Origin of the sequence: Streptomyces sp. MAR4 CNX-425, assembly GCF_048656465.1 — a bacterium.
GTDB lineage: Bacteria > Actinomycetota > Actinomycetes > Streptomycetales > Streptomycetaceae > Streptomyces.
On record NZ_JBMDLF010000017.1, the window covers coordinates 49,449 to 68,718 of the forward strand.

The 19,270-nt window shown below is 69.3% G+C and carries 32 protein-coding genes and 1 pseudogene; all 33 read right to left on the minus strand.

Annotation, left to right across the window (positions count from 1 at the left end; translation table 11 throughout):
* Positions 1 to 169: 169 nt before the first annotated feature.
* Entirely contained in the window at positions 170 to 1,066 is an 897-nt protein-coding gene (gene truA / locus ACHZ99_RS32005) for a tRNA pseudouridine(38-40) synthase TruA (protein WP_420308343.1), read from the minus strand.
* A gap of 75 nt (positions 1,067 to 1,141) precedes the next feature.
* The gene (gene rplQ, locus ACHZ99_RS32010; protein ID WP_420308344.1) at positions 1,142 to 1,720 is read right to left on the minus strand and encodes a 50S ribosomal protein L17; all 579 of its coding nucleotides are present in this window, start codon (positions 1,718 to 1,720) and stop codon (positions 1,142 to 1,144) included.
* 106 nt (positions 1,721 to 1,826) lie between these two features.
* Complete coding sequence (locus ACHZ99_RS32015; protein WP_420308345.1) at positions 1,827 to 2,849, minus strand: DNA-directed RNA polymerase subunit alpha; 1,023 nt, start codon at positions 2,847 to 2,849, stop codon at positions 1,827 to 1,829.
* 119 nt (positions 2,850 to 2,968) lie between these two features.
* Entirely contained in the window at positions 2,969 to 3,595 is a 627-nt protein-coding gene (gene rpsD / locus ACHZ99_RS32020) for a 30S ribosomal protein S4 (RefSeq protein WP_420308346.1), read from the minus strand.
* A 27-nt stretch (positions 3,596 to 3,622) separates the two neighbouring features.
* On the minus strand, positions 3,623 to 4,027 hold the full coding sequence (gene rpsK, locus ACHZ99_RS32025; protein WP_027754735.1) for a 30S ribosomal protein S11: 405 nt from the start codon (positions 4,025 to 4,027) through the stop codon (positions 3,623 to 3,625).
* A gap of 69 nt (positions 4,028 to 4,096) precedes the next feature.
* A complete protein-coding gene (gene rpsM / locus ACHZ99_RS32030) occupies positions 4,097 to 4,477 on the minus strand; it encodes a 30S ribosomal protein S13 (RefSeq protein WP_420308347.1) in 381 nt (126 codons plus the stop codon).
* A 198-nt stretch (positions 4,478 to 4,675) separates the two neighbouring features.
* Positions 4,676 to 4,789 (minus strand): 50S ribosomal protein L36, encoded by a 114-nt coding sequence (gene rpmJ / locus ACHZ99_RS32035; RefSeq protein ID WP_009740505.1) that lies wholly within the window; start codon positions 4,787 to 4,789, stop codon positions 4,676 to 4,678.
* Positions 4,790 to 4,845: 56 nt separating this feature from the next.
* Complete coding sequence (gene infA / locus ACHZ99_RS32040) at positions 4,846 to 5,067, minus strand: translation initiation factor IF-1 (RefSeq protein WP_003948620.1); 222 nt, start codon at positions 5,065 to 5,067, stop codon at positions 4,846 to 4,848.
* A gap of 175 nt (positions 5,068 to 5,242) precedes the next feature.
* Positions 5,243 to 6,079 carry a type I methionyl aminopeptidase gene (gene map, locus ACHZ99_RS32045; RefSeq protein ID WP_420308348.1) on the minus strand — a complete coding sequence of 279 codons (837 nt, stop codon included), beginning with the start codon at positions 6,077 to 6,079 and terminating at the stop codon, positions 5,243 to 5,245.
* A gap of 362 nt (positions 6,080 to 6,441) precedes the next feature.
* Positions 6,442 to 7,110: an adenylate kinase gene (locus ACHZ99_RS32050; RefSeq protein WP_420308349.1), complete on the minus strand. Its 669-nt coding sequence runs from the start codon at positions 7,108 to 7,110 to the stop codon at positions 6,442 to 6,444.
* Positions 7,110 to 8,423 carry a preprotein translocase subunit SecY gene (gene secY, locus ACHZ99_RS32055; RefSeq protein WP_420308350.1) on the minus strand — a complete coding sequence of 438 codons (1,314 nt, stop codon included), beginning with the start codon at positions 8,421 to 8,423 and terminating at the stop codon, positions 7,110 to 7,112. Before secY ends, ACHZ99_RS32050 begins: the two co-directional genes overlap by 1 nt.
* Positions 8,424 to 8,618: 195 nt before the next feature.
* Positions 8,619 to 9,089, minus strand: coding sequence for a 50S ribosomal protein L15 (rplO, locus tag ACHZ99_RS32060; RefSeq protein WP_420308351.1), 471 nt, complete (start codon positions 9,087 to 9,089; stop codon positions 8,619 to 8,621).
* A 1-nt stretch (position 9,090) separates the two neighbouring features.
* Positions 9,091 to 9,273, minus strand: a complete 183-nt coding sequence (gene rpmD / locus ACHZ99_RS32065; RefSeq protein WP_420308352.1) for a 50S ribosomal protein L30 — start codon at positions 9,271 to 9,273, stop codon at positions 9,091 to 9,093.
* Positions 9,273 to 9,875: a 30S ribosomal protein S5 gene (gene rpsE / locus ACHZ99_RS32070; RefSeq protein WP_420308353.1), complete on the minus strand. Its 603-nt coding sequence runs from the start codon at positions 9,873 to 9,875 to the stop codon at positions 9,273 to 9,275. Before rpsE ends, rpmD begins: the two co-directional genes overlap by 1 nt.
* Before the next feature lie 13 nt (positions 9,876 to 9,888).
* Positions 9,889 to 10,272, minus strand: coding sequence for a 50S ribosomal protein L18 (gene rplR / locus ACHZ99_RS32075; RefSeq protein ID WP_420308354.1), 384 nt, complete (start codon positions 10,270 to 10,272; stop codon positions 9,889 to 9,891).
* 3 nt (positions 10,273 to 10,275) lie between these two features.
* Positions 10,276 to 10,815 (minus strand): 50S ribosomal protein L6, encoded by a 540-nt coding sequence (rplF, locus tag ACHZ99_RS32080; RefSeq protein ID WP_420308355.1) that lies wholly within the window; start codon positions 10,813 to 10,815, stop codon positions 10,276 to 10,278.
* Between the two features lie 23 nt (positions 10,816 to 10,838).
* Complete coding sequence (gene rpsH, locus ACHZ99_RS32085; RefSeq protein WP_027754747.1) at positions 10,839 to 11,237, minus strand: 30S ribosomal protein S8; 399 nt, start codon at positions 11,235 to 11,237, stop codon at positions 10,839 to 10,841.
* Between the two features lie 138 nt (positions 11,238 to 11,375).
* Positions 11,376 to 11,561: a type Z 30S ribosomal protein S14 gene (locus tag ACHZ99_RS32090; RefSeq protein ID WP_027754748.1), complete on the minus strand. Its 186-nt coding sequence runs from the start codon at positions 11,559 to 11,561 to the stop codon at positions 11,376 to 11,378.
* 3 nt (positions 11,562 to 11,564) lie between these two features.
* The gene (gene rplE, locus ACHZ99_RS32095) at positions 11,565 to 12,128 is read right to left on the minus strand and encodes a 50S ribosomal protein L5 (RefSeq protein WP_420308356.1); all 564 of its coding nucleotides are present in this window, start codon (positions 12,126 to 12,128) and stop codon (positions 11,565 to 11,567) included.
* A complete protein-coding gene (gene rplX, locus ACHZ99_RS32100; protein WP_420308357.1) occupies positions 12,128 to 12,451 on the minus strand; it encodes a 50S ribosomal protein L24 in 324 nt (107 codons plus the stop codon). The genes rplE and rplX overlap by 1 nt, the downstream gene beginning before the upstream one ends.
* Before the next feature lie 3 nt (positions 12,452 to 12,454).
* Positions 12,455 to 12,823 (minus strand): 50S ribosomal protein L14, encoded by a 369-nt coding sequence (rplN, locus tag ACHZ99_RS32105; RefSeq protein ID WP_420308358.1) that lies wholly within the window; start codon positions 12,821 to 12,823, stop codon positions 12,455 to 12,457.
* A 100-nt stretch (positions 12,824 to 12,923) separates the two neighbouring features.
* Positions 12,924 to 13,211, minus strand: a complete 288-nt coding sequence (gene rpsQ, locus ACHZ99_RS32110) for a 30S ribosomal protein S17 (protein WP_420308359.1) — start codon at positions 13,209 to 13,211, stop codon at positions 12,924 to 12,926.
* Positions 13,211 to 13,435, minus strand: coding sequence for a 50S ribosomal protein L29 (gene rpmC, locus ACHZ99_RS32115; RefSeq protein WP_420308360.1), 225 nt, complete (start codon positions 13,433 to 13,435; stop codon positions 13,211 to 13,213). Before rpmC ends, rpsQ begins: the two co-directional genes overlap by 1 nt.
* Positions 13,435 to 13,854, minus strand: coding sequence for a 50S ribosomal protein L16 (gene rplP / locus ACHZ99_RS32120; RefSeq protein WP_027754754.1), 420 nt, complete (start codon positions 13,852 to 13,854; stop codon positions 13,435 to 13,437). Before rplP ends, rpmC begins: the two co-directional genes overlap by 1 nt.
* Positions 13,855 to 13,858: 4 nt before the next feature.
* On the minus strand, positions 13,859 to 14,704 hold the full coding sequence (gene rpsC / locus ACHZ99_RS32125; RefSeq protein WP_420308361.1) for a 30S ribosomal protein S3: 846 nt from the start codon (positions 14,702 to 14,704) through the stop codon (positions 13,859 to 13,861).
* On the minus strand, positions 14,704 to 15,051 hold the full coding sequence (gene rplV, locus ACHZ99_RS32130; RefSeq protein ID WP_420308362.1) for a 50S ribosomal protein L22: 348 nt from the start codon (positions 15,049 to 15,051) through the stop codon (positions 14,704 to 14,706). The genes rpsC and rplV overlap by 1 nt, the downstream gene beginning before the upstream one ends.
* 40 nt (positions 15,052 to 15,091) lie before the next feature.
* A complete protein-coding gene (rpsS, locus tag ACHZ99_RS32135) occupies positions 15,092 to 15,373 on the minus strand; it encodes a 30S ribosomal protein S19 (RefSeq protein WP_027754757.1) in 282 nt (93 codons plus the stop codon).
* 17 nt (positions 15,374 to 15,390) lie between these two features.
* A complete protein-coding gene (gene rplB, locus ACHZ99_RS32140; protein WP_420308363.1) occupies positions 15,391 to 16,227 on the minus strand; it encodes a 50S ribosomal protein L2 in 837 nt (278 codons plus the stop codon).
* A 43-nt stretch (positions 16,228 to 16,270) separates the two neighbouring features.
* Positions 16,271 to 16,639, minus strand: coding sequence for a 50S ribosomal protein L23 (gene rplW / locus ACHZ99_RS32145; RefSeq protein ID WP_420308364.1), 369 nt, complete (start codon positions 16,637 to 16,639; stop codon positions 16,271 to 16,273).
* A complete protein-coding gene (gene rplD / locus ACHZ99_RS32150) occupies positions 16,639 to 17,331 on the minus strand; it encodes a 50S ribosomal protein L4 (protein WP_420308365.1) in 693 nt (230 codons plus the stop codon). Before rplD ends, rplW begins: the two co-directional genes overlap by 1 nt.
* A 4-nt stretch (positions 17,332 to 17,335) precedes the next feature.
* A complete protein-coding gene (rplC, locus tag ACHZ99_RS32155; protein ID WP_420308366.1) occupies positions 17,336 to 17,980 on the minus strand; it encodes a 50S ribosomal protein L3 in 645 nt (214 codons plus the stop codon).
* Positions 17,981 to 17,994: 14 nt separating this feature from the next.
* Positions 17,995 to 18,303, minus strand: a complete 309-nt coding sequence (gene rpsJ, locus ACHZ99_RS32160) for a 30S ribosomal protein S10 (protein WP_003948644.1) — start codon at positions 18,301 to 18,303, stop codon at positions 17,995 to 17,997.
* Between the two features lie 734 nt (positions 18,304 to 19,037).
* A pseudogene (locus ACHZ99_RS32165) lies at positions 19,038 to 19,270 on the minus strand (ATP-binding protein); the annotation flags it as partial.

The window sequence follows — 19,270 nt, forward strand, 5'->3', positions numbered from 1 at the left end:
GAGGCCGAAGCCCTCCAGGGGGCCTGGAGGCGAAGCCCCCAGGGGGCCCGGGGGCGCAGCCCCCGCCGGGGGTCCGGGGGCGCAGCCCCCGCAGAGGGCCCGGGGGCGCAGCCCCCGCACGGGGTCCGGGGGCGCGGCCCCCGGGTTCGGGGAGGGGCGGGGTGGGGGGCTACCCCGTGCCCAGCGTCCGTACCCGCCGCGATGCCCGGTTCCGCGCCGCCAGCTCCGCTTCCGCCGGATACCCCACCTCCTCCAGCGTCAGCCCGTGCGGCCGCACCACCTGCACCGCCGAATCCCGCACCGCGGCCCCCAGCACGCGCCCCGCCCACTCCGGCTCCCGGTGCCCATCGCCGACGAAAAGCATCGCGCCGACCAGCGCCCGCACCATGTTGTGGCAGAACGCGTCCGCCTTCACCGTCGCTTCCAGCAGCCCGTCCGCCCGCCGCTCCCAGCGCAGCTCCAGCAGCCGCCGGATCGTCGTCGCGCCTTCCCGCCGCTTGCAGAACGCCGCGAAGTCGTGCTCGCCGAGCAGCCGCTCCGCCGCCGCGTTCATCGCCTCGGCGTCCAGCGGCCGGTTGTGCCACAGCACGTGGCCGCGCAGCAGTGGGTCGACGCCGCCGGGGTCGTCGCCGACCCGGTAGGCGTAGCGCCGCCAGATCGCCGAGAACCGGGCGTTGAAGTGCGGCGGCGCCTCCGTCACCCGCCACACCCGCACGTCGTGGGGCAGCCGCCCGGCGAGCCGCCGCAGCAGCACCTCGCCCGGCGCTCCGCTGGCGCCCCGCGTGCCCGCGCCCGCGCCCGTGCCCGTGCCCTGCCCGGTCCACACGTCCGCCGGCAGGTCGACGTGCGCGACCTGTCCGCGCGCGTGCACTCCGGCGTCGGTGCGCCCGGCCACCGTCAGCTCGTACGGCCCCGGCTGCCGCAGTACGACCTGGAGCGCGGTCTCCAGTTCCTCCTGCACGGTCCGCTGCCCTTCGCGCTGCCGCGCCCAGCCGGAGAAGCCGCTCCCGTCGTACGACAGGTCCAGCCGCACCCGTACGAAGCCGTCCGCCACCTCGTCACTCACAGCTTTGTTCCTCCCAGCGCGACGGGCCCGCTCCCCCGGAGGGGAACGGGCCCGTCGACATGCACGAAACGCGCGTCAGGCGTCCTTGGCGTCCTTGCCCTCGCCGGACTCGTCGGCCTCGCCGCCCTCGGCCGCCTCGGCCGCGGCCTCCGGCTTGGCGTCCTCGACCTCGGCGTCGTCGGCCGCGGCCTCCGCCGCGTCCTTCTTCAGACCCGCCGCCGCCTCGTCGCCGGCGGCGTCCTTCGCGGTGCGCTTCGTCGCCGCCTCGGCCTCGCCGACCGCCTCCTGCTTGACGGTGAGCGCCTCGACCAGCTCGATGACCGCCATCTTGGCGTTGTCGCCGCGACGGTTGCCGATCTTGGTGATCCGGGTGTAGCCACCGGGCCGGTTCTCGTACCGCGGGCCGATCTCGGTGAACAGCGTGTGCACCACGCTCTTGTCCGAGATCACCTGCATGACCTGCCGGCGGTTGTGAAGGTCGCCCTTCTTCGCCTTGGTCACCAGTCGCTCGGCGTACGGACGCAGCCGGCGGGCCTTGGCCTCGGTCGTCGTGATGCGGCCGTGCTCGAAGAGAGCGGTGGCCAGGTTCCGCAGCATGGCGCGCTCGTGCGCCGCGCCGCCACCCATACGGGCGCCCTTGGTGGGCTTCGGCATGGTGTTTCTCCTTTACCGCACCGGCCGTGTCAGGTACCGGTGATCGGGGTCCGGGGGGCGGCCGCCCCCCGGGACATCAGCACTGCTCAGTGCCGCTCAGTGCTGCTCAGTACTGCTCGGTCTCCACGAAACCCGCGTCGGCGTCGTCCTCGGCGCCGAACGTGTCGGCGGCCGACGTCGGGTCGAATCCGGGCGGGCTGTCCTTCAGGGCCAGGCCCATGCCGGCCAGCTTCGCCTTGACCTCGTCGATCGACTTCGCGCCGAAGTTGCGGATGTCGAGGAGGTCCGCCTCGGAGCGGGCCACCAGCTCGCCTACCGAGTGGATGCCCTCGCGCTTGAGGCAGTTGTACGAGCGGACCGTGAGCTCCAGCTCCTCGATCGGCAGCGCCAGGTCCGCGGCCAGGGCGGCGTCCGTGGGGGACGGGCCCATGTCGATGCCCTCGGCGTCGATGTTCAGCTCGCGGGCGAGGCCGAACAGCTCGACCAGGGTCTTGCCGGCGGAGGCCACCGCGTCGCGGGGGCGCATGCACGGCTTGCTCTCGATGTCGACGATCAGCTTGTCGAAGTCGGTGCGCTGCTCGACGCGGGTCGCCTCGACCTTGTAGCTGACCTTGAGCACCGGCGAGTAGATGGAGTCGACCGGGATCCGGCCGATCTCCTGGCCGACCTGCTTGTTCTGCACGGCGGAGACGTAGCCGCGGCCGCGCTCGACGGTCAGCTCCATCTCCAGCTTGCCCTTGCCGTTCAGCGTGGCCAGGACCAGGTCCGGGTTGTGCACCTCGACGCCGGCCGGCGGGGCGATGTCGGCGGCGGTCACCACGCCCGGGCCCTGCTTGCGCAGGTACATCACGACGGGCTCGTCGTGCTCGGAGGAGATGACGAGCTGCTTGATGTTGAGGATGAGGTCGGTGACGTCCTCCTTGACGCCCGGCACGGTGGTGAACTCGTGCAGGACGCCGTCGATCCGGATGTTGGTGACTGCCGCACCCGGGATCGAGGAGAGGAGCGTACGGCGGAGGGAGTTGCCGAGGGTGTAGCCGAAGCCGGGCTCCAGCGGCTCGATGACGAACCGGGAGCGGTACTCCTCGACGACCTCTTCGGTGAGGGAGGGACGCTGAGCGATCAGCATGTGTGTGTTCCTTCAGTCGTGGACGCCCGCTATTTGACGTCCGCTGTACTGACCAGGATACGGGCGGTACGCCACAAACGTGCCGTACCGCCCGCACCCGCGAGCACTGCCCCGAAGAACTACTTCGAGTAGAGCTCGACGATGAGCTGCTCCTGCACCTGGGTGTCGATCACCTGGCGCTCGGGCAGGCTGTGCACGAGGATCCGCAGGTTCGACGGGATCGCCTCCAGCCACGCCGGGACGGTCCTGTCGCCGGCCTCCGCCTGCGCCACCTGGAAGGGGGTCAGGTTCCGGGAGGACTGGCGGACCTCGACGATGTCGTTCGGCACGACGCGGGCCGACGGGATGTCGGTCTTGCGCCCGTTGACCGTGATGTGGCCGTGCCGGACCAGCTGGCGGGCGTGGTCGCGGGACTTGGCGAAGCCGGCCCGGTAGACCACGTTGTCCAGCCGCGTTTCGAGGATACGCAGCAGGTTCTCACCGGTCTTGCCGGACTGCCGGTTGGCCTCGTTGTAGTAACCGCGGAACTGCTTCTCCAGCACCCCGTAGATGCGCGCGCACTTCTGCTTCTCGCGCTTCTGCAGCAGGTACTCGCTGTCCTTGGTGCGCCCGCGCCCGTGCTCACCCGGGGGGTAAGGACGGATCTCGATCGGGCACTTAGCGCTCTCGCACTTGGCTCCCTTGAGGAAGAGCTTCTGCTTCTCCCGACGGCAACGCTTGCAGTCGGCCCCGGTGTAACGCGCCATGTCTAGTCGTCTCCTACTTCGCTTTTCTCAGACCCGGCGGCGCTTCGGCGGGCGGCAGCCGTTGTGCGGGGTGGGCGTGACGTCCTGGATGGACCCGACCTCAAGGCCGGTGGCCTGGAGGGAGCGGATCGCGGTCTCGCGGCCGGAGCCGGGACCCTTCACGAAGACGTCGACCTTGCGCATGCCGTGCTCCTGGGCGCGGCGGGCGGCGGACTCGGCGGCCATCTGGGCGGCGAAGGGCGTCGACTTGCGCGAGCCCTTGAAGCCGACATGGCCGGCGGAGGCCCACGAGATCACGTTCCCGGTCGGGTCGGTGATCGAGATGATCGTGTTGTTGAACGTGCTCTTGATGTGGGCGTGGCCATGGGCCACATTCTTCTTTTCCTTGCGGCGGACCTTCTTGGCCCCGGCCGCTCGGCTCTTCGGAGGCATTCGGTGTTATCTCCCGTGGAGGTGGTCGGTCCTGCAGCGATGCGGGCGCACAGAGCGGACCGCTGCGGACTACTTCTTGCCCGGCTTCTTCTTGCCGGCGATGGCGCGACGCGGACCCTTGCGGGTGCGGGCGTTGGTCGAGGTGCGCTGGCCGTGTACGGGCAGTCCGCGGCGGTGCCGCAGGCCCTGGTAGCAGCCGATCTCGACCTTGCGCCGGATGTCCGCCTGGATCTCACGGCGGAGGTCACCCTCGGTCCTGAGGTTGTTGTCCACGTACTCGCGGATCTTGACGAGCTCTTCCTCGGACAGATCGCGGACGCGGGTGTCGGGGCTCACCCCGGTCGCGACCAGCGTCTGCTGGGAGAGCGTCCGGCCGATGCCGAACACGTAGGTGAGGGCGACCTCCACGCGCTTCTCGCGTGGGATGTCGACACCTGCAACGCGTGCCATTCATGGCTCCTGTGTCTTGTCGGAGGTCTTCCGCAGCACCGTTCCCGTGGTTCGCTACGAGCCGGGTCCCCGGCCTCCGAGCCGGGGGTGTCGTCCCACACACGTTCGTGGGGGTCGGGTGGCTGCTTCTTCACTTGTTCGCGTGCGTCGCGCGACGAGCTGCGAGCGGTGCGAGGTGGTGGATCAGGTCGGCGTACGTCAGCCCTGGCGCTGCTTGTGGCGCAGGTTTTCGCAGATGACCATGACCCGGCCGTGACGGCGGATCACCTTGCACTTGTCGCAGATCTTCTTGACGCTCGGCTTGACCTTCATGTCTGGAGGTTCTCCGGGTCGGTGCCCCGCCCCACGGGAGCGGGACGAAGCAAGATCTACTTGTAGCGGTAGACGATCCGTCCGCGCGTCAGGTCGTACGGAGACAGCTCCACCACGACCCTGTCGTCGGGAAGGATACGGATGTAGTGCATCCGCATCTTGCCGCTGATGTGCGCGAGGACCTGGTGCCCGTTCTGGAGTTCCACCTTGAACATCGCGTTCGGCAGAGACTCGACGACGGTGCCCTCGATCTCGATGGCCCCTTGTTTTTTGGCCATGCTTGAGCGCTTCACCTTCCGGATTCGGCTACCTGGATGGTCCGGGGGCACACGGGTGCACGGGGACCGACGAGCCAGTCTACGCGACCGCCCCCGAAAGGCGAAATCGGGAGTCTGCCCGCTCCGCGAGATCGTTAAGCGTCCGCCCGGCCGGGCCCCGCCCGGCCGCGGGGCGTCAGTCCAGCGGGTCCGGGGCCGCCGTCACCCCGTACCCCGCGAGCTTCTCCCGGCCGCCGTCCGGGGCGGTCAGCACCAGCGGGCCGGCCTCGGTGAGGGCCACGGAGTGCTCCCAGTGGCTCGACCAGCTGCCGTCGTCCGTCTTGACCGTCCACTCGTCCGGCAGCACGTGGGTACGGGGCGTACCGAGGCTGACCATCGGCTCGATCGCGATGCAGAAGCCGGGGACCAGCTTCGGGCCGCGGCCGCGGCGCTTGTCGACGTAGTTCAGCAGGTGCGGGTCCATGTGCATCTGCGAGCCGATGCCGTGGCCGCCGTACTCCTCGACGATGCCGTACTTGCCGGCGGCGGGGCGCGGCTGGCGGCGGATGTAGCCCTCGATGGCCGCGGAGATGTCCACGAGGCGGTTGCCCTTGCGGACGGCGGCGATGCCGGCCCACATCGACTCCTCCGTCACCCGGCTCAGCTCGTGCAGCTCCGCGCGGTGGCCGGTGCCGACGAAGACGGTGATGGCGGCGTCGGCGTGCCAGCCGTCGACGATCGCGCCGGCGTCGATGGAGATCACGTCGCCCTCGCGCAGCACCGTCGCGCGGTCCGGGATGCCGTGGACGACGACGTCGTTCACCGACGTGCAGATGTTGCCGGGGAAGCCGCCGTACCCCAGGAAGTTCGGCTTGGCGCCGTGGTCGGCGAGGACCTTGGCGGCGACCTCGTCGAGGTCCTTCGTGGTGGCCCCGGGCACGGCGGCGGCGGCGCACTCGCGGTGCATGGCCGCGACGACGAGGCCGGCGGACCGCATCTTCGCGATCTGTTCCGGGGTCTTGATCTCCACCATGGCGGCTGCTGCCTCCTGGGCCGACGAGGGATGCTTCCCGTCCACGATACGTGCCCGCCGCGGCCGGCCGGCGGGCGCGGGCCGTACAGAGGTCCGAACGAACCCCGCGAGGCCCCTCACGGGCCCTGTGACGCCCGCACGGAATGGCGGCCCGGCCGGGGCACCACCGGTGCCCGACCGGGCCACTTCGCGTTCCGCGCCCACGGAGGGATCATCGCAAGCCCGGCGCCGGAAGGCGAAGCTCATGATCGCCTGCACCACCTCGCGGGACGCGACCCCGTACGGGCCCGTGAACGGCCTCGCCGGCCCCGCCCCCTCGGGCGGAGCCGGCGACAGGCCGAGACGGCGGTCCCGGGGCCGGGCTAGGACCGCTCCGCGGACACCCCGCCGGGCAGGGCCTCCATCGCCCGCCGGGTGACCTGGGCGACCGAGCCCAGCGCCGAGATCGTCGTCACCAGGCCCTGGGCCTTGAAGTAGTCGATGATCGGCTCGGTCTCCTCGTGGTAGACCTCCAGCCGGCGCCGGACCGTGTCCTCGTCGTCGTCGTCGCGCTGGTACAGCTCGCCGCCGCAGATGTCGCACACGCCCTCGCGCTCCGGCGGGGAGTACGTGACGTGGAACACGTGGCTGCTGTCGTTGCGGCAGGTCCGCCGGCCGGCGATGCGCTTGACGACCTCGTCCTCCGGCACCTCCAGGTCGAGCACGGCGTCCAGCTCCAGCCCGGCCTCCTTCAGGAGGCCGTCGAGGGACACCGCCTGCGCCACGTTCCGCGGGAAGCCGTCCAGGAGGAAGCCGGCCCGGGCGTCGGGCTGCTCCATCCGGTCCCAGGCCATCCCCACGGTTACCTCGTCCGGCACCAGGTTGCCCGCCTCCATGTACGCCTTCGCCTGCCGGCCCAGCTCCGTGCCCTTGCTGATGTTGGCGCGGAAGAGGTCGCCGGTGGAGACGTGCGGGATGGACAGGTTCTTGGCGAGCAGGGCGGCCTGCGTGCCCTTGCCCGCACCGGGGGGCCCGACGAGGACGATACGCATCAGCGGAGGAACCCTTCGTAGTGATGCTGCTGCAGCTTGCTCTCGATCTGCTTCACCGTCTCCAGCCCGACACCCACGATGATGAGGATGCTCGTACCGCCGAAGGGGAAGTTCTGGTTCGCCTTGAACAGCACCAACGCCACTGTCGGTACCAGCGCGATCAGACCCAGATAGAGCGAGCCCGGCCAGGTGATCCGGTTGAGTACGAAGCTCAGGTACTCCGCGGTGGGACGGCCGGCCCGGATGCCCGGGATGAAGCCACCGTACTTCTTCATGTTGTCGGCGACCTCCTCGGGGTTGAACGTGATCGCCACGTAGAAGAACGCGAAGAACACGATCATGAGGAAGTACGTGATGATGTAGACCGGGTGGTCGCCGGTGACGAAGTTCTCCTCGATCCACTGCGCCCAGCCCGAGGACGAGCCGGTGAACTGGACGATCAGGGCCGGGATGTAGAGCAGCGAGGACGCGAAGATGACCGGGATGACACCCGCCTGGTTCACCTTCAGCGGGATGTAGGTCGAGGTGCCGCCGTAGGAGCGGCGCCCGATCATGCGCTTCGCGTACTGCACGGGGATCCGGCGCTGCGCCTGCTCGACGAAGACCACCAGGCCGACCATCGCCAGGCCGAGCGCGATGACGACGACGAACTCGCCCCAGCCGTCGATGATCTTGCCGGACTGCTTGATGTTCCACAGGGCGCCGGGGAACCCGGCGGCGATCGAGATGAACATCAGCATCGACATGCCGTTGCCGATGCCGCGGTCGGTGATCAGCTCACCGAGCCACATGACCACCGCGGTGCCGGCGGTCATGCAGATCACCATCGTGATGATCTTGAAGATCGAGTCGTCGGGGATGATCTGGTCGTTGACCTGGCACTGCGGGAAGAGCGAGCCGCTGCGGGCCGTGGCCACCAGGCCGGTGCCCTGGAGCACGGCGAGGGCGACGGTCAGGTAGCGCGTGTACTGTGTGATCTTCGCCGTGCCGGACTGGCCCTCCTTCTTCAGGGCCTCCAGCCGCGGGATCACCACCGTGAGCAGCTGCAGGATGATGCTCGCCGTGATGTACGGCATGATCCCCAGCGCGAAAATGGTGATCTGCAGGAGGGCCCCACCGCTGAACATGTTCACCAGGCCGAACAGGCCCTGGTTGGCGTTGGCCTCGTCCATGCATTGCTGCACGGCCTGGTAGTCGGTTCCGGGGACGGGAACCTGCGCACCGAGCCGGTAGATCACGATGATGCCCAGCACGAACAGCAGCTTCTTGCGCAGGTCGGGTGTCTTGAACGCCCGGGCGAACGCGGTGAGCACGGTGCCTCCTGCGGCCCCCATGCTTGATCACGAGGGCTGACGGGTCATTTGTTCAGCGGATGGTCGGACACGTCCCATGCGGGCGCGCGCCCGCATGGGTAGGGACAGTGCACGCCACCTTACCGGGGGGTGCCGCTGCCGTGGAACGACCAACCGGGGATGCCCATGCGGGACATCCCCGGTTGCCCGTCACACTCAGGCGCGCTCGGTCACCGAGCCGCCGGCCGCGGTGATCTTCTCGCGGGCGGAGCCGGAGACCTTGTCGACGGTCACCTGCAGCGCCACGGAGACGTCGCCGTTGCCGAGCACCTTCACGAGCTCGTTCTTGCGCACCGCGCCCCGGGCGACCAGATCGGACACCGTGACCTCGCCCCCCTCGGGGTACAGCTCGGCCAGCTTGTCCAGGTTCACCACCTGGTACACCTTGCGGGCGGGGTTCTTGAAGCCCTTGAGCTTCGGCAGCCGCATGTGCAGCGGCATCTGCCCGCCCTCGAAGCGCTCCGGCACCTGGTAGCGGGCCTTGGTGCCCTTGGTGCCGCGGCCCGCGGTCTTGCCCTTGGACGCCTCGCCGCGACCCACGCGGGTCTTCGGCTTCTTCGCGCCCGGGGCCGGCCGCAGGTTGTGGACCTTCAGCGGCTTCTTCTCCGCCTCGTCCTGCACGGCCATGTCAGTCGACCTCCTCGACCGTCACCAGGTGGCGGACGGAGTGCACCATGCCGCGCACCTGGGGACTGTCATCGCGGGTCACGCTGTCGTGCAGCCGGCGCAGGCCGAGCGTCCGCAGCGTGTCCCGGTGGTTCTGCTTGCTCCCGATGTAGGACTTGCTCTGGGTGATCTTCAGCCGTGCCATCAGGCGTTCACCCCTGCGCGGGCCCTCAGCATGGCGGCCGGGGCCACGTCCTCCAGCGGCAGGCCACGGCGGGCGGCGATCTCCTCGGGACGCTGCAGGCCCCTGAGCGCGGCCGTCGTGGCGTGCACGATGTTGATCGGGTTGGACGAGCCGAGCGACTTGCTCAGCACGTCGTGGATGCCCGCGCACTCCAGCACGGCGCGCACCGGGCCACCGGCGATCACACCGGTACCGGGCGACGCCGGCTTCAGCAGCACGACACCCGCGGCCTCCTCACCCTGGATCGGGTGCGGAATGGTGCCCTGGATGCGGGGGACCTTGAAGAAGTGCTTCTTGGCCTCCTCCACACCCTTGGCGATGGCGGCCGGCACCTCCTTGGCCTTCCCGTACCCGACACCCACGGTGCCGTCGCCGTCGCCCACCACGACCAGCGCGGTGAAGCTGAAGCGACGACCACCCTTCACTACCTTGGCGACTCGGTTGATCGCGACAACGCGCTCAACATACGCGGTCTTGTCGGCGGCGTTGCCGCCGTCCCGGCCCTTACGGTCCCGCCGCTCGCCGCCGCCGGCGCCGCCACCGCGGCGCTGGGGTCCAGCCATTGGTCTTCCTCTCTCAGAACTTCAGCCCGGCATCGCGGGCGGCGTCGGCCAGGGCGGCGATGCGCCCGGCGTACTTGTTGCCACCGCGGTCGAACACCACGGCCTCGATCCCGGCGGCCTTCGCCCGCTCGGCGACCAGCGCGCCGACCTGCTTGGCCTGCGCGGTCTTGTCGCCGTCGGCGCCGCGGATGGACGTGTCCATCGAGGAGGCCGAGGCCACCGTGTGGCCGGCGATGTCGTCGACGACCTGCGCGACCATGTGGCGGTTCGAGCGGGTCACGACCAGGCGCGGGCGGTCCGGCGTACCGGAGAGCTTCTTCCGCACCCGGATGTGCCGGCGCTTCACGGCGGCCGCCTTGCGGGCACTGCCCTTGGCGATCTTCACACCGTATGCCATGGCTTACTTACCCGCCTTTCCGACCTTGCGCTGGATGCGCTCACCCTCGTACTTGACGCCCTTGGCCTTGTACGGGTCGGGCTTCCGCAGCTTGCGGATGTTCGCGGCGACCTCGCCGACCTTCTGCTTGTCGATGCCCTCGACGCTGAAGCGCGTCGGGTTCTCGACCTTGAAGGTGATGCCCTCGGGGGCCTCGACGAAGATCGGGTGGCTGTAGCCCAGCGAGAACTCCAGGTCGGAGCCCTTGGCCTGGACGCGGTAGCCGACGCCGCTGATCTCCAGCTTCTTCACGTAGCCCTCGGTCACACCGGTGACCATGTTCGCCACCAGCGTGCGCGACAGGCCGTGCAGCGCGCGGCTCTTGCGCTCGTCGTTCGGGCGGGAGACGACGATGGTGCCGTCGTCGCCGCGGGCGACGTCGATGGGCGCGACCACGGTGTGCGAGAGGGTGCCCTTGGGGCCCTTCACGTTGACCGTACGGCCATCGATGGTGACGTCCACGCCGGCGGGAACCTGGATGGGCAGCTTGCCAATACGCGACATGGCTTTACCTCCGTTCCCTTCCGTTACCAGACGTAGGCGAGGACTTCCCCGCCCACGCCCTTCTTGCCAGCCTGCTTGTCGGTGAGGAGCCCGTGGGAGGTGGAGATGATCGCCACGCCCAGGCCGCCGAGCACCTTCGGCAGGTTGGTGGACTTTGCGTAGACCCGCAGACCCGGCTTCGAGATCCGCTTGATGCCGGCGATCGAGCGCTCGCGGTTCGGGCCGTACTTCAGCTCCAGGACGAGGCTCTGGCCCACGCGGGCCTCCTCGGTCTTCCAGCCGCTGATGTAGCCCTCCTGCTGGAGGATCTCCGCGATGTGCGTCTTGATCTTGCTGTGCGGCATGGCCACGGTGTCGTGGTAAGCCGAGTTCGCGTTCCGCAGACGGGTCAGCATGTCTGCGATCGGATCGGTCATGGTCATGTGATGGCCTTCGGCCTCTCTCGCCGCGGTTTCCTGTCTGCTCCGTCCCTCTCCCCCAGCCGCATCGCGGTGGGGACGGGTGTGGTGCGGGGACCTACGGCGTAGTAGTCGGTCAAAGCGTCCCGGTGATCCGGCGGATCACCAGGAGCTCTTGGTCACGCCCGGCAGCTCGCCCCGGTGCGCCATCTCACGGAGGCACACGCGGCACAGGCCGAACTTGCGGTAGACGGAGTGCGGCCGGCCGCAGCGCTGGCAGCGCGTGTAACCGCGCACCTTGAACTTCGGCTTACGGGACGCCTTCGCGATCAGAGCCTTCTTTGCCACGGCTCATGCCTCCTTGAACGGGAAGCCGAGGAGACGAAGCAGGGCGCGGCCCTCGTCGTCGTTGCTCGCCGTGGTGACCACGGTGATGTCCATGCCCCGGACCCGGTCGATCTTGTCAGGGTCGATCTCGTGGAACATGACCTGCTCCGTGAGACCGAAGGTGTAGTTGCCCCGGCCGTCGAACTGCTTCGGCGACAGGCCGCGGAAGTCGCGGATGCGCGGCAGCGCGAGCGACAGCAGCCGGTCGAGGAACTCCCACATCCGGTCGCCGCGGAGCGTGACGTGGGCGCCGATCGGCATGCCCTCGCGCAGCTTGAACTGCGCGATGGACTTCCGGGCCTTGGTCACGGACGGCTTCTGGCCGGTGATCGTGGCGAGGTCCTTGATGGCGCCCTCGATCAGCTTGGAGTCGCGGGCGGCGTCGCCCACGCCCATGTTGACCACGATCTTGGTCAGGCCGGGGATCTGCATGACGTTCTCGTACGAGAACTGGTCCTTCAGCTTGTCCTGGATCTCGTCCCGGTAGCGCTGCTTCAGGCGCGGCGGGACGGTGGTGGTGGCAGTCATCAGATGTCCTCACCCGTCCGCTTGGCAACGCGGACCTTGTTGCCGTCCTCGTCGAAGCGGTAGCCGACCCGGGTCACGACCTTGTTGCCGTCCTTCTCCACCACCAGCTGCACATTGCTGACGTGGATCGGGGCCTCGGTCGTGATGATCCCGCCGGTCTTGGACCCGCGGGCCGTCTGGCCGGCCTTGGTGTGCTTCTTGACCCGGTTGACACCCTCGACCAGGACGCGGTCCTCGCGCGGGAAGGCCGCGATGACCTTGCCCTGCTTGCCCCGGTCCTTGCCGGTGATGACCTGAACCAGGTCACCCTTCTTGATCTTCATGAGTTACAGCACCTCCGGCGCGAGCGAGATGATCTTCATGAACCTCTTCTCGCGCAGCTCACGGCCGACCGGGCCGAAGATACGGGTGCCGCGAGGGTCGCCGTCGGCCTTGAGGATGACGGCGGCGTTCTCGTCGAAGCGGATGTACGAACCGTCCGGCCGGCGGCGCTCCTTGACGGTGCGCACGATGACCGCCTTGACGACGTCGCCCTTCTTCACGTTGCCACCGGGGATCGCGTCCTTGACGGTGGCGACGACGACGTCACCGATTCCCGCGTAGCGGCGGCCCGATCCGCCGAGCACACGGATGCAGAGAATCTCCTTCGCACCCGTGTTGTCGGCGACCTTGAGTCGCGACTCCTGCTGGATCACGTCTATCTCCTGATCGTCTGCCGGTTCCCGGCGGGACCCTCGTACGAGGGCACCCGCCGAGCCTGGCGGAACCTGCTCCCGGGGGCTTCCCCGGGAGTGCTTACTTGGCCTTCTCGAGGATCTCGACGACGCGCCAGCGCTTGGTCGCCGACAGCGGCCGCGTCTCCATGAGGAGGACCCGGTCGCCGACGCCGCAGGCGTTCTGCTCGTCGTGCGCCTTGAGCTTGTTCGTACGGCGGATGACCTTGCCGTACAGCGCGTGCTTGACGCGGTCCTCGACGGCGACGACGACGGTCTTGTCCATCTTGTCGCTGACGACGAGGCCCTCGCGGGTCTTGCGGAAGCCGCGCGCGGTCTTGTTCTCTTCGGTCACATTCGTCTCGCTCATCAGGCGCTCTCCACCGTGTCGATGCCGAGCTCGCGCTCCCGCATGAGGGTGTAGATCCGGGCGATGTCCTTGCGGACGGCCTTCAGCCGGCCGTGGTTCTCCAACTGTCCGGTCGCCGCCTGGAAGCGGAGGTTGAACAGCTCCTCCTTGGCCTCGCGCAGCTTCTCCACGAGGTCATCGTTGGACAGCTGGCGCAGGTCGGTCGCCTTCGTACCGGCGGCCATCACGACTCACCACCCTCGCGCCGGACGATCCGGCACTTCATCGGAAGCTTGTGAGCCGCGCGGGTCAGCGCCTCACGAGCGGTCTTCTCGTTCGGGTACGACAGCTCGAACATCACACGCCCGGGCTTGACGTTCGCCACCCACCACTCCGGCGAGCCCTTGCCGGAGCCCATGCGGGTCTCGGCGGGCTTCTTGGTCAGCGGGCGGTCCGGGTAGATGTTGATCCACACCTTGCCACCGCGCTTGATGTGCCGCGTCATGGCGATACGCGCGGCCTCGATCTGCCGGTTGGTGACGTACGCGGCCGTGGCGGCCTGGATGCCGTAGTCGCCGAACGCCAGCTCGGTGCCGCCCTTGGCGAGACCGCGGCGCTTCGGGTGGTGCTGCTTGCGGTGCTTGACCCTGCGAGGGATGAGCATGGGGTCAGCCCTCCGTTCCGGTGCTTTCGGGAGCGGCGGTGCTCGCGGCCTCGGCCCGGGGGGCCTCGGCGGCCGGAGCCTGCTGCTGCTCACGCTGCGGACGACGGCCGCGGCCACCGCGCTCACCGCCGCGACGCGGACGGTCGCCGCCGCCACCGCCGCCACCGCCGCGGGACGGGCGGTTGCCGGCGCGGGCCGCGGCGTTCTCGGCGCGGACCTCGGAGATGTTCTTCACATCTCCCTTGTAGATCCAGACCTTCACGCCGATGCGGCCGAAGGTCGTACGGGCCTCGAAGAAGCCGTAGTCGACGTTGGCGCGCAGCGTGTGCAGGGGCACCCGGCCCTCGCGGTAGAACTCCGAGCGGGACATCTCGGCGCCGCCGAGCCGCCCGCCACACTGGATCTTGATGCCCTTGGCGCCCGCCTTCATCGCGGACTGCATGCTCTTGCGCATGGCCCGGCGGAAGGAGACGCGGGAGGACAGCTGCTCGGCGACGGCCTGCGCAACGAGCTGCGCGTCGGTCTCGGGGTTCTTGACCTCAAGGATGTTCAGCTGCACCTGCTTGCCGGTGAGCTTCTCCAGCTCGCCGCGGATGCGGTCGGCCTCCGCGCCGCGGCGGCCGATGACGATGCCCGGCCGGGCGGTGTGGATGTCGACGCGGACGCGGTCACGGGTGCGCTCGATCTCCACCTTGGAGATGCCCGCGCGCTCCATGCCCTTCGTCATCATCCGGCGGATGGCGACGTCTTCCTTGATGTAGTCCTTGTACAGCTTGTCCGCATACCAGCGCGACTTGAAGTCGGTGGTGATGCCGAGCCGGAACCCGTGCGGGTTTACCTTCTGGCCCATTACCGGGTCCCTTCCTTGCTGCCGACGACCAGCGTGATGTGGCTGGTGCGCTTGCGGATCCGGTACGCCCGGCCCTGCGCGCGGGGCCGGAACCGCTTCCAGGTCGGGCCCTCGTCGACGTACGCCTCCTTCACGAAGAGGCTGTCGACGTCCGTGTGGTCGTAGTTGTGCGCGGCGTTGGCGATGGCGCTGTCCAGCACCTTGCCGACGGGCCCGCTCGCGGCCTGCGGGGCGAAACGCAGGACCGCCTGAGCCTCCGTGGCGTTCATGCCACGGATGAGGTCCACCACCCGGCGGGCCTTCATGGGCGTGACCCGCACGTAGCGCGCGGAGGCCCTGGCTTCCATGGTTGTCCCTTCGGTGTGAGTCATGGTCTTCGCACTCCGGTCAGCGACGACGCGACTTGCGGTCGTCCTTGACGTGGCCCTTGAAGGTGCGGGTAGGCGCGAACTCGCCGAGCTTGTGCCCGACCATCGACTCGGTGACGAACACCGGTACGTGCTTCTTGCCGTCGTGCACCGCGATGGTGTGGCCCAGCATGGCCGGGACGATCATCGAGCGGCGGGACCAGGTCTTGATGACGTTCTTGGTGCCGGCCTCGTTCTGCACGTCCACCTTCTTCAGGAGGTGGTCGTCGACGAAGGGCCCCTTCTTCAGACTGCGCGGCATCTCTACTCCACCCGCTCCTAGCGCTTCTTGTTCGTCTTGCGGCGGCGGACGATGTACTTGTTGCTCGCCTTCTTCGGCGAGCGCGTACGGCCTTCCTTCTGGCCCCAGGGCGAGACCGGGTGGCGACCACCGGAGGTCCTGCCCTCGCCACCGCCGTGCGGGTGGTCGATCGGGTTCATGACGACACCGCGGACGGTCGGGCGCACGCCCTTCCAGCGCATGCGGCCGGCCTTGCCCCAGTTGATGTTCGACTGCTCGGCGTTGCCGACCTCGCCGACGGTGGCGCGGCAGCGGATGTCGACCAGCCGGATCTCGCCGGACGGCATCCGCAGGTGGGCCATCCGGCCCTCCTTCGCCAGCAGCTGGACGTGCGCGCCGGCGGAGCGGGCGAACTTCGCGCCGCCGCCGGGCTTCAGCTCGATGGCGTGGATGACCGTACCGACCGGGATGCTGCGCAGCGGCATCGCGTTCCCCGGCTTGATGTCGGCGCCGGGGCCGTTCTCGATGCGGTCGCCCTGCTTCAGGCCGGCCGGCGCGAGGATGTAGCGCTTCTCGCCGTCGGCGTAGTGCAGCAGCGCGATGCGCGCGGTGCGGTTCGGGTCGTACTCGATGTGCGCGACCCTGGCGGGCACGCCGTCCTTGTCGTGCCGACGGAAGTCGATCACGCGGAAGGCGCGCTTGTGGCCGCCGCCCTGGTGGCGGACGGTCACACGACCGGAATTGTTTCGGCCGCCCTTGCTGTGCAGCGGGCGGACCAGCGACTTCTCCGGCGTGGACCGCGTTACCTCGACGAAGTCGGCGACGCTGGCGCCACGACGGCCAGGAGTCGTCGGCTTGTACTTGCGGATACCCATTTCTTCAGTCCTCGTCCGTGACGGACAGCCCTGTCGGTCTCCGTCAGGAGACCGGGCCGCCGAAGATGTCGATGCGGTCGCCCTCGGCGACGGTCACGATGGCGCGCTTGGTGTCGGCGCGCTTGCCGTAGCCGGTGCGGGTGCGCTTGCGCTTGCCCTGGCGGTTGATCGTGTTGACCCCGATCACCTTGACCTGGAAGACCTTCTCCACGGCCTGCCGGATCTGGGTCTTGTTGGCCCGCGGGTCGACGATGAACGTGTACTTGTTCTCGTCGAGCAGCGCGTAGCTCTTCTCCGAGACGACGGGCTTGAGCAGCACGTCGCGCGGGTCGTCGTACGTCTTGCTGGTGACGGAGAACGCGGTCTCCGCCTCCTCCGCGGCCTCGGTCTCGGTCTTCTCCATGTCGACCATCAGGCGTCGCTCCCTTCAGCCTTCTGGAGCTCGACCGCGTCGACGGGAGACTGGCTCTTGCCGCCGCCCTGGACGGGACCGGCCACGAACCGCTCGAAGGCGGCCTGCGTGAAGACCACGTCGTCGGAGACGAGCACGTCGTACGTGTTCAGCTGACCGGCGTCCAGGATGTGCACGTCGGGCAGGTTCCGGGCGGACAGCAGCGACAGGTCGTCGTCCCGCTCGATGACCAGCAGCACGTTCTTGCGCTCGCTGACCTTGCCGAGGAGGGTCCTGGCGGCCTTCGTCGAGACCTCGCCGGCGACCACGCCGGTGACGACGTGGATCCGGCCGAGCCGCGCCCGGTCCGAGAGGGCACCGCGCAGCGCGGCGGCCTTCATCTTCTTCGGGGTCCGCTGCGAGTAGTCGCGCGGCACGGGGCCGTGCACGACACCGCCGCCCGCGAACTGCGGCGCGCGGATCGAGCCCTGCCGGGCCCGCCCGGTGCCCTTCTGGCGGTACGGCTTCTTGCCGCCGCCGCGGACCTCGCCGCGGGTCTTCGTCTTGTGCGTGCCCTGGCGGGCAGCGGCCAGCTGGGCGGTGACGACCTGGTGGATCAGCGGAATGCTGACCTGCGCGTCGAAGATCTCCGCGGGGAGTTCGACGGTCCCGGCCTTCTCGCCCGCCGGCGAAAGGATGTCAACGGTGCTCATTACCTCAGGCCCCCTTGGCCGCGCTACGGACCAGGACGAGGCCGCCGTTCGGACCGGGGACGGCGCCCTTGATGAGCAGCAGCCCCTTCTCCGCGTCAACGGCGTGGACGGTCAGGTTCTGGGTGGTGACCCGCTGGTTGCCCATCCGGCCGGCCATCCGCATGCCCTTGAACACGCGGCCGGGAGTGGCACAGCCGCCGATGGAACCCGGCTTGCGGTGCACGCGGTGGGCGCCGTGGCTGGCCTTGCCGCCGGAGAAGCCGTGCCGCTTCATCACGCCGGCGAAGCCCTTGCCCTTGCTCTTGCCGGTCACGTCGACCCTGACGCCGGCCTCGAAGGTCTCGGCGGTCACCTCCTGGCCGAGGGTGTACTCGGAGGCGTCCGCGGTGCGGATCTCCACGAGGTGACGGCGGGGAGTGACGTCGGCCTTGGCGAAGTGGCCCTTCAGGGGCTTGTTCACCTTGCGCGGGTCGATCTCGCCGAAGGCGATCTGGACGGCGTCGTAGCCGTCGGAGTCTGCGGTGTGGACCTGGGTGACGACGCAGGGGCCGGCCTTGACCACGGTCACCGGGACGACGCGGTTGTTCTCGTCCCAGACCTGGGTCATGCCGAGCTTCTCGCCCAGGACACCCTTGATCTGCTTAGCCATCTCTCAGCGACCTCTCAGAGCTTGATCTCGATGTCGACGCCGGCCGGAAGGTCCAGGCGCATCAGCGAGTCAACGGTCTTGGGGGTCGGGTCGAGGATGTCGATCAGACGCTTGTGGGTGCGCATCTCGAAGTGCTCGCGCGAGTCCTTGTACTTGTGCGGCGACTTGATGACGCAGTACACGTTCTTCTCAGTGGGCAGCGGCACCGGGCCCGCGACCGACGCACCAGTGCGGGTCACCGTCTCGACGATCTTCTTCGCCGAGGAGTCGATGACCTCGTGGTCGTAGGCCTTGAGCCGGATGCGGATCTTCTGTCCCGCCATGGCTTCTCAGCAGTCCTGTTCTCGTAGCGCTCCGGCACCCGGTGTCTTCCGCGAGGAAGCCGCAGACCCGTTCCCCGACCCACGCGGTCGGGCGTGTCGCGATCCTCTCCGCATTTCTCCCGCAAAAGCACTTCTCCCACGGAGGTCCGCAGGAGTTTCCTTGCCGGAAGAGGAGGGGAGGATCCCACCGAGCGCCCTGGCCTGCACCCCGCTGACGCTTCCCGGAAGATTCCCGTACTTCCGCCCCTGACGAGGGGCGACGAATACGTGGGACTCGCTTCCGGTCCTCCCGGCGGGAGGCGCGCAGCATCGACGCTCAGCCGAGCAACCTGGATAGTGTGCCACACGGCGCTCGGCTCACGCCAATCGGCGCAAATACCACGCGGCGGCCGGGCGGCCGGAGGGCGGGGCGGGCGGCGCGGCGGGCGGCGACGCGGGCGGCGCGGCGGGCGGCGGGCCTCAGGAGCCGGCGCGGCCCCGGCCCCGTACCGGGGCGTGGTAGCACTCGACTTCCCAGTGTGCCTGCTGCGGGGAGCGGCCGCGGGGCAGGGGCCGGAAGCCGGAGGCGAAGGTCCGAGCGGCCCGAGGACCACGGCGCGCGGGCTGCCCGCGCGGTCCAGGCGGGCCCACCGCTCCAGGGCACCGCCGGCCTTCTCCTGGAGCCTGGCCTGCCCGCCGGGGCCGAGCCTGTCCCAGCACAGCATCCACCGGCGACCCGTCCGTAGTCTCCGTAGTCACCCGCCGTCGAGCCGCAGCCCGGCGACGACGGCTTTGCCGCGGGTGCGGCGGGGGACCACGGCCCAGGCGGCGGCGAGGGAGTCGACGAGGAGGAGCCCGCGTCCGCGCTCCGGGTGTGGCGGGTGTGGGGGTGCCGGGGCCGGGGTCGGAGACGGCGAGCCAGTAGTGGCCGTCGGCGGGCCAGAGGAGGAGTTCGACGAGGTGGTCCTCGGTGGGCCGGGTGCCGTGA

Excerpts from the sequence above, each read along its gene's own strand:
- rplQ (WP_420308344.1), bottom strand. The coding sequence starts at position 1,720 with ATGCCGAAGCCCACCAAGGGCGCCCGTATGGGTGGCGGCGCGGCGCAC.
- ACHZ99_RS32015 (WP_420308345.1), bottom strand. The coding sequence starts at position 2,849 with ATGCTGATCGCTCAGCGTCCCTCCCTCACCGAAGAGGTCGTCGAGGAG.
- rpsD (WP_420308346.1), bottom strand. The coding sequence starts at position 3,595 with ATGGCGCGTTACACCGGGGCCGACTGCAAGCGTTGCCGTCGGGAGAAG.
- rpsK (WP_027754735.1), bottom strand. The coding sequence starts at position 4,027 with ATGCCTCCGAAGAGCCGAGCGGCCGGGGCCAAGAAGGTCCGCCGCAAG.
- rpsM (WP_420308347.1), bottom strand. The coding sequence starts at position 4,477 with ATGGCACGCGTTGCAGGTGTCGACATCCCACGCGAGAAGCGCGTGGAG.
- rpmJ (WP_009740505.1), bottom strand. The coding sequence starts at position 4,789 with ATGAAGGTCAAGCCGAGCGTCAAGAAGATCTGCGACAAGTGCAAGGTG.
- infA (WP_003948620.1), bottom strand. The coding sequence starts at position 5,067 with ATGGCCAAAAAACAAGGGGCCATCGAGATCGAGGGCACCGTCGTCGAG.
- map (WP_420308348.1), bottom strand. The coding sequence starts at position 6,079 with ATGGTGGAGATCAAGACCCCGGAACAGATCGCGAAGATGCGGTCCGCC.
- ACHZ99_RS32050 (WP_420308349.1), bottom strand. The coding sequence starts at position 7,110 with ATGCGTATCGTCCTCGTCGGGCCCCCCGGTGCGGGCAAGGGCACGCAG.
- rplO (WP_420308351.1), bottom strand. The coding sequence starts at position 9,089 with ATGGCCGTGCAGGACGAGGCGGAGAAGAAGCCGCTGAAGGTCCACAAC.
- rpmD (WP_420308352.1), bottom strand. The coding sequence starts at position 9,273 with ATGGCACGGCTGAAGATCACCCAGAGCAAGTCCTACATCGGGAGCAAG.
- rpsE (WP_420308353.1), bottom strand. The coding sequence starts at position 9,875 with ATGGCTGGACCCCAGCGCCGCGGTGGCGGCGCCGGCGGCGGCGAGCGG.
- rplR (WP_420308354.1), bottom strand. The coding sequence starts at position 10,272 with ATGGCATACGGTGTGAAGATCGCCAAGGGCAGTGCCCGCAAGGCGGCC.
- rplF (WP_420308355.1), bottom strand. The coding sequence starts at position 10,815 with ATGTCGCGTATTGGCAAGCTGCCCATCCAGGTTCCCGCCGGCGTGGAC.
- rpsH (WP_027754747.1), bottom strand. The coding sequence starts at position 11,237 with ATGACCATGACCGATCCGATCGCAGACATGCTGACCCGTCTGCGGAAC.
- rplE (WP_420308356.1), bottom strand. The coding sequence starts at position 12,128 with ATGACTGCCACCACCACCGTCCCGCCGCGCCTGAAGCAGCGCTACCGG.
- rplX (WP_420308357.1), bottom strand. The coding sequence starts at position 12,451 with ATGAAGATCAAGAAGGGTGACCTGGTTCAGGTCATCACCGGCAAGGAC.
- rpsQ (WP_420308359.1), bottom strand. The coding sequence starts at position 13,211 with ATGAGCGAGACGAATGTGACCGAAGAGAACAAGACCGCGCGCGGCTTC.
- rpmC (WP_420308360.1), bottom strand. The coding sequence starts at position 13,435 with ATGGCCGCCGGTACGAAGGCGACCGACCTGCGCCAGCTGTCCAACGAT.
- rplP (WP_027754754.1), bottom strand. The coding sequence starts at position 13,854 with ATGCTCATCCCTCGCAGGGTCAAGCACCGCAAGCAGCACCACCCGAAG.
- rpsC (WP_420308361.1), bottom strand. The coding sequence starts at position 14,704 with ATGGGCCAGAAGGTAAACCCGCACGGGTTCCGGCTCGGCATCACCACC.
- rplV (WP_420308362.1), bottom strand. The coding sequence starts at position 15,051 with ATGGAAGCCAGGGCCTCCGCGCGCTACGTGCGGGTCACGCCCATGAAG.
- rpsS (WP_027754757.1), bottom strand. The coding sequence starts at position 15,373 with ATGCCGCGCAGTCTGAAGAAGGGGCCCTTCGTCGACGACCACCTCCTG.
- rplB (WP_420308363.1), bottom strand. The coding sequence starts at position 16,227 with ATGGGTATCCGCAAGTACAAGCCGACGACTCCTGGCCGTCGTGGCGCC.
- rplW (WP_420308364.1), bottom strand. The coding sequence starts at position 16,639 with ATGGTCGACATGGAGAAGACCGAGACCGAGGCCGCGGAGGAGGCGGAG.
- rplD (WP_420308365.1), bottom strand. The coding sequence starts at position 17,331 with ATGAGCACCGTTGACATCCTTTCGCCGGCGGGCGAGAAGGCCGGGACC.
- rplC (WP_420308366.1), bottom strand. The coding sequence starts at position 17,980 with ATGGCTAAGCAGATCAAGGGTGTCCTGGGCGAGAAGCTCGGCATGACC.
- rpsJ (WP_003948644.1), bottom strand. The coding sequence starts at position 18,303 with ATGGCGGGACAGAAGATCCGCATCCGGCTCAAGGCCTACGACCACGAG.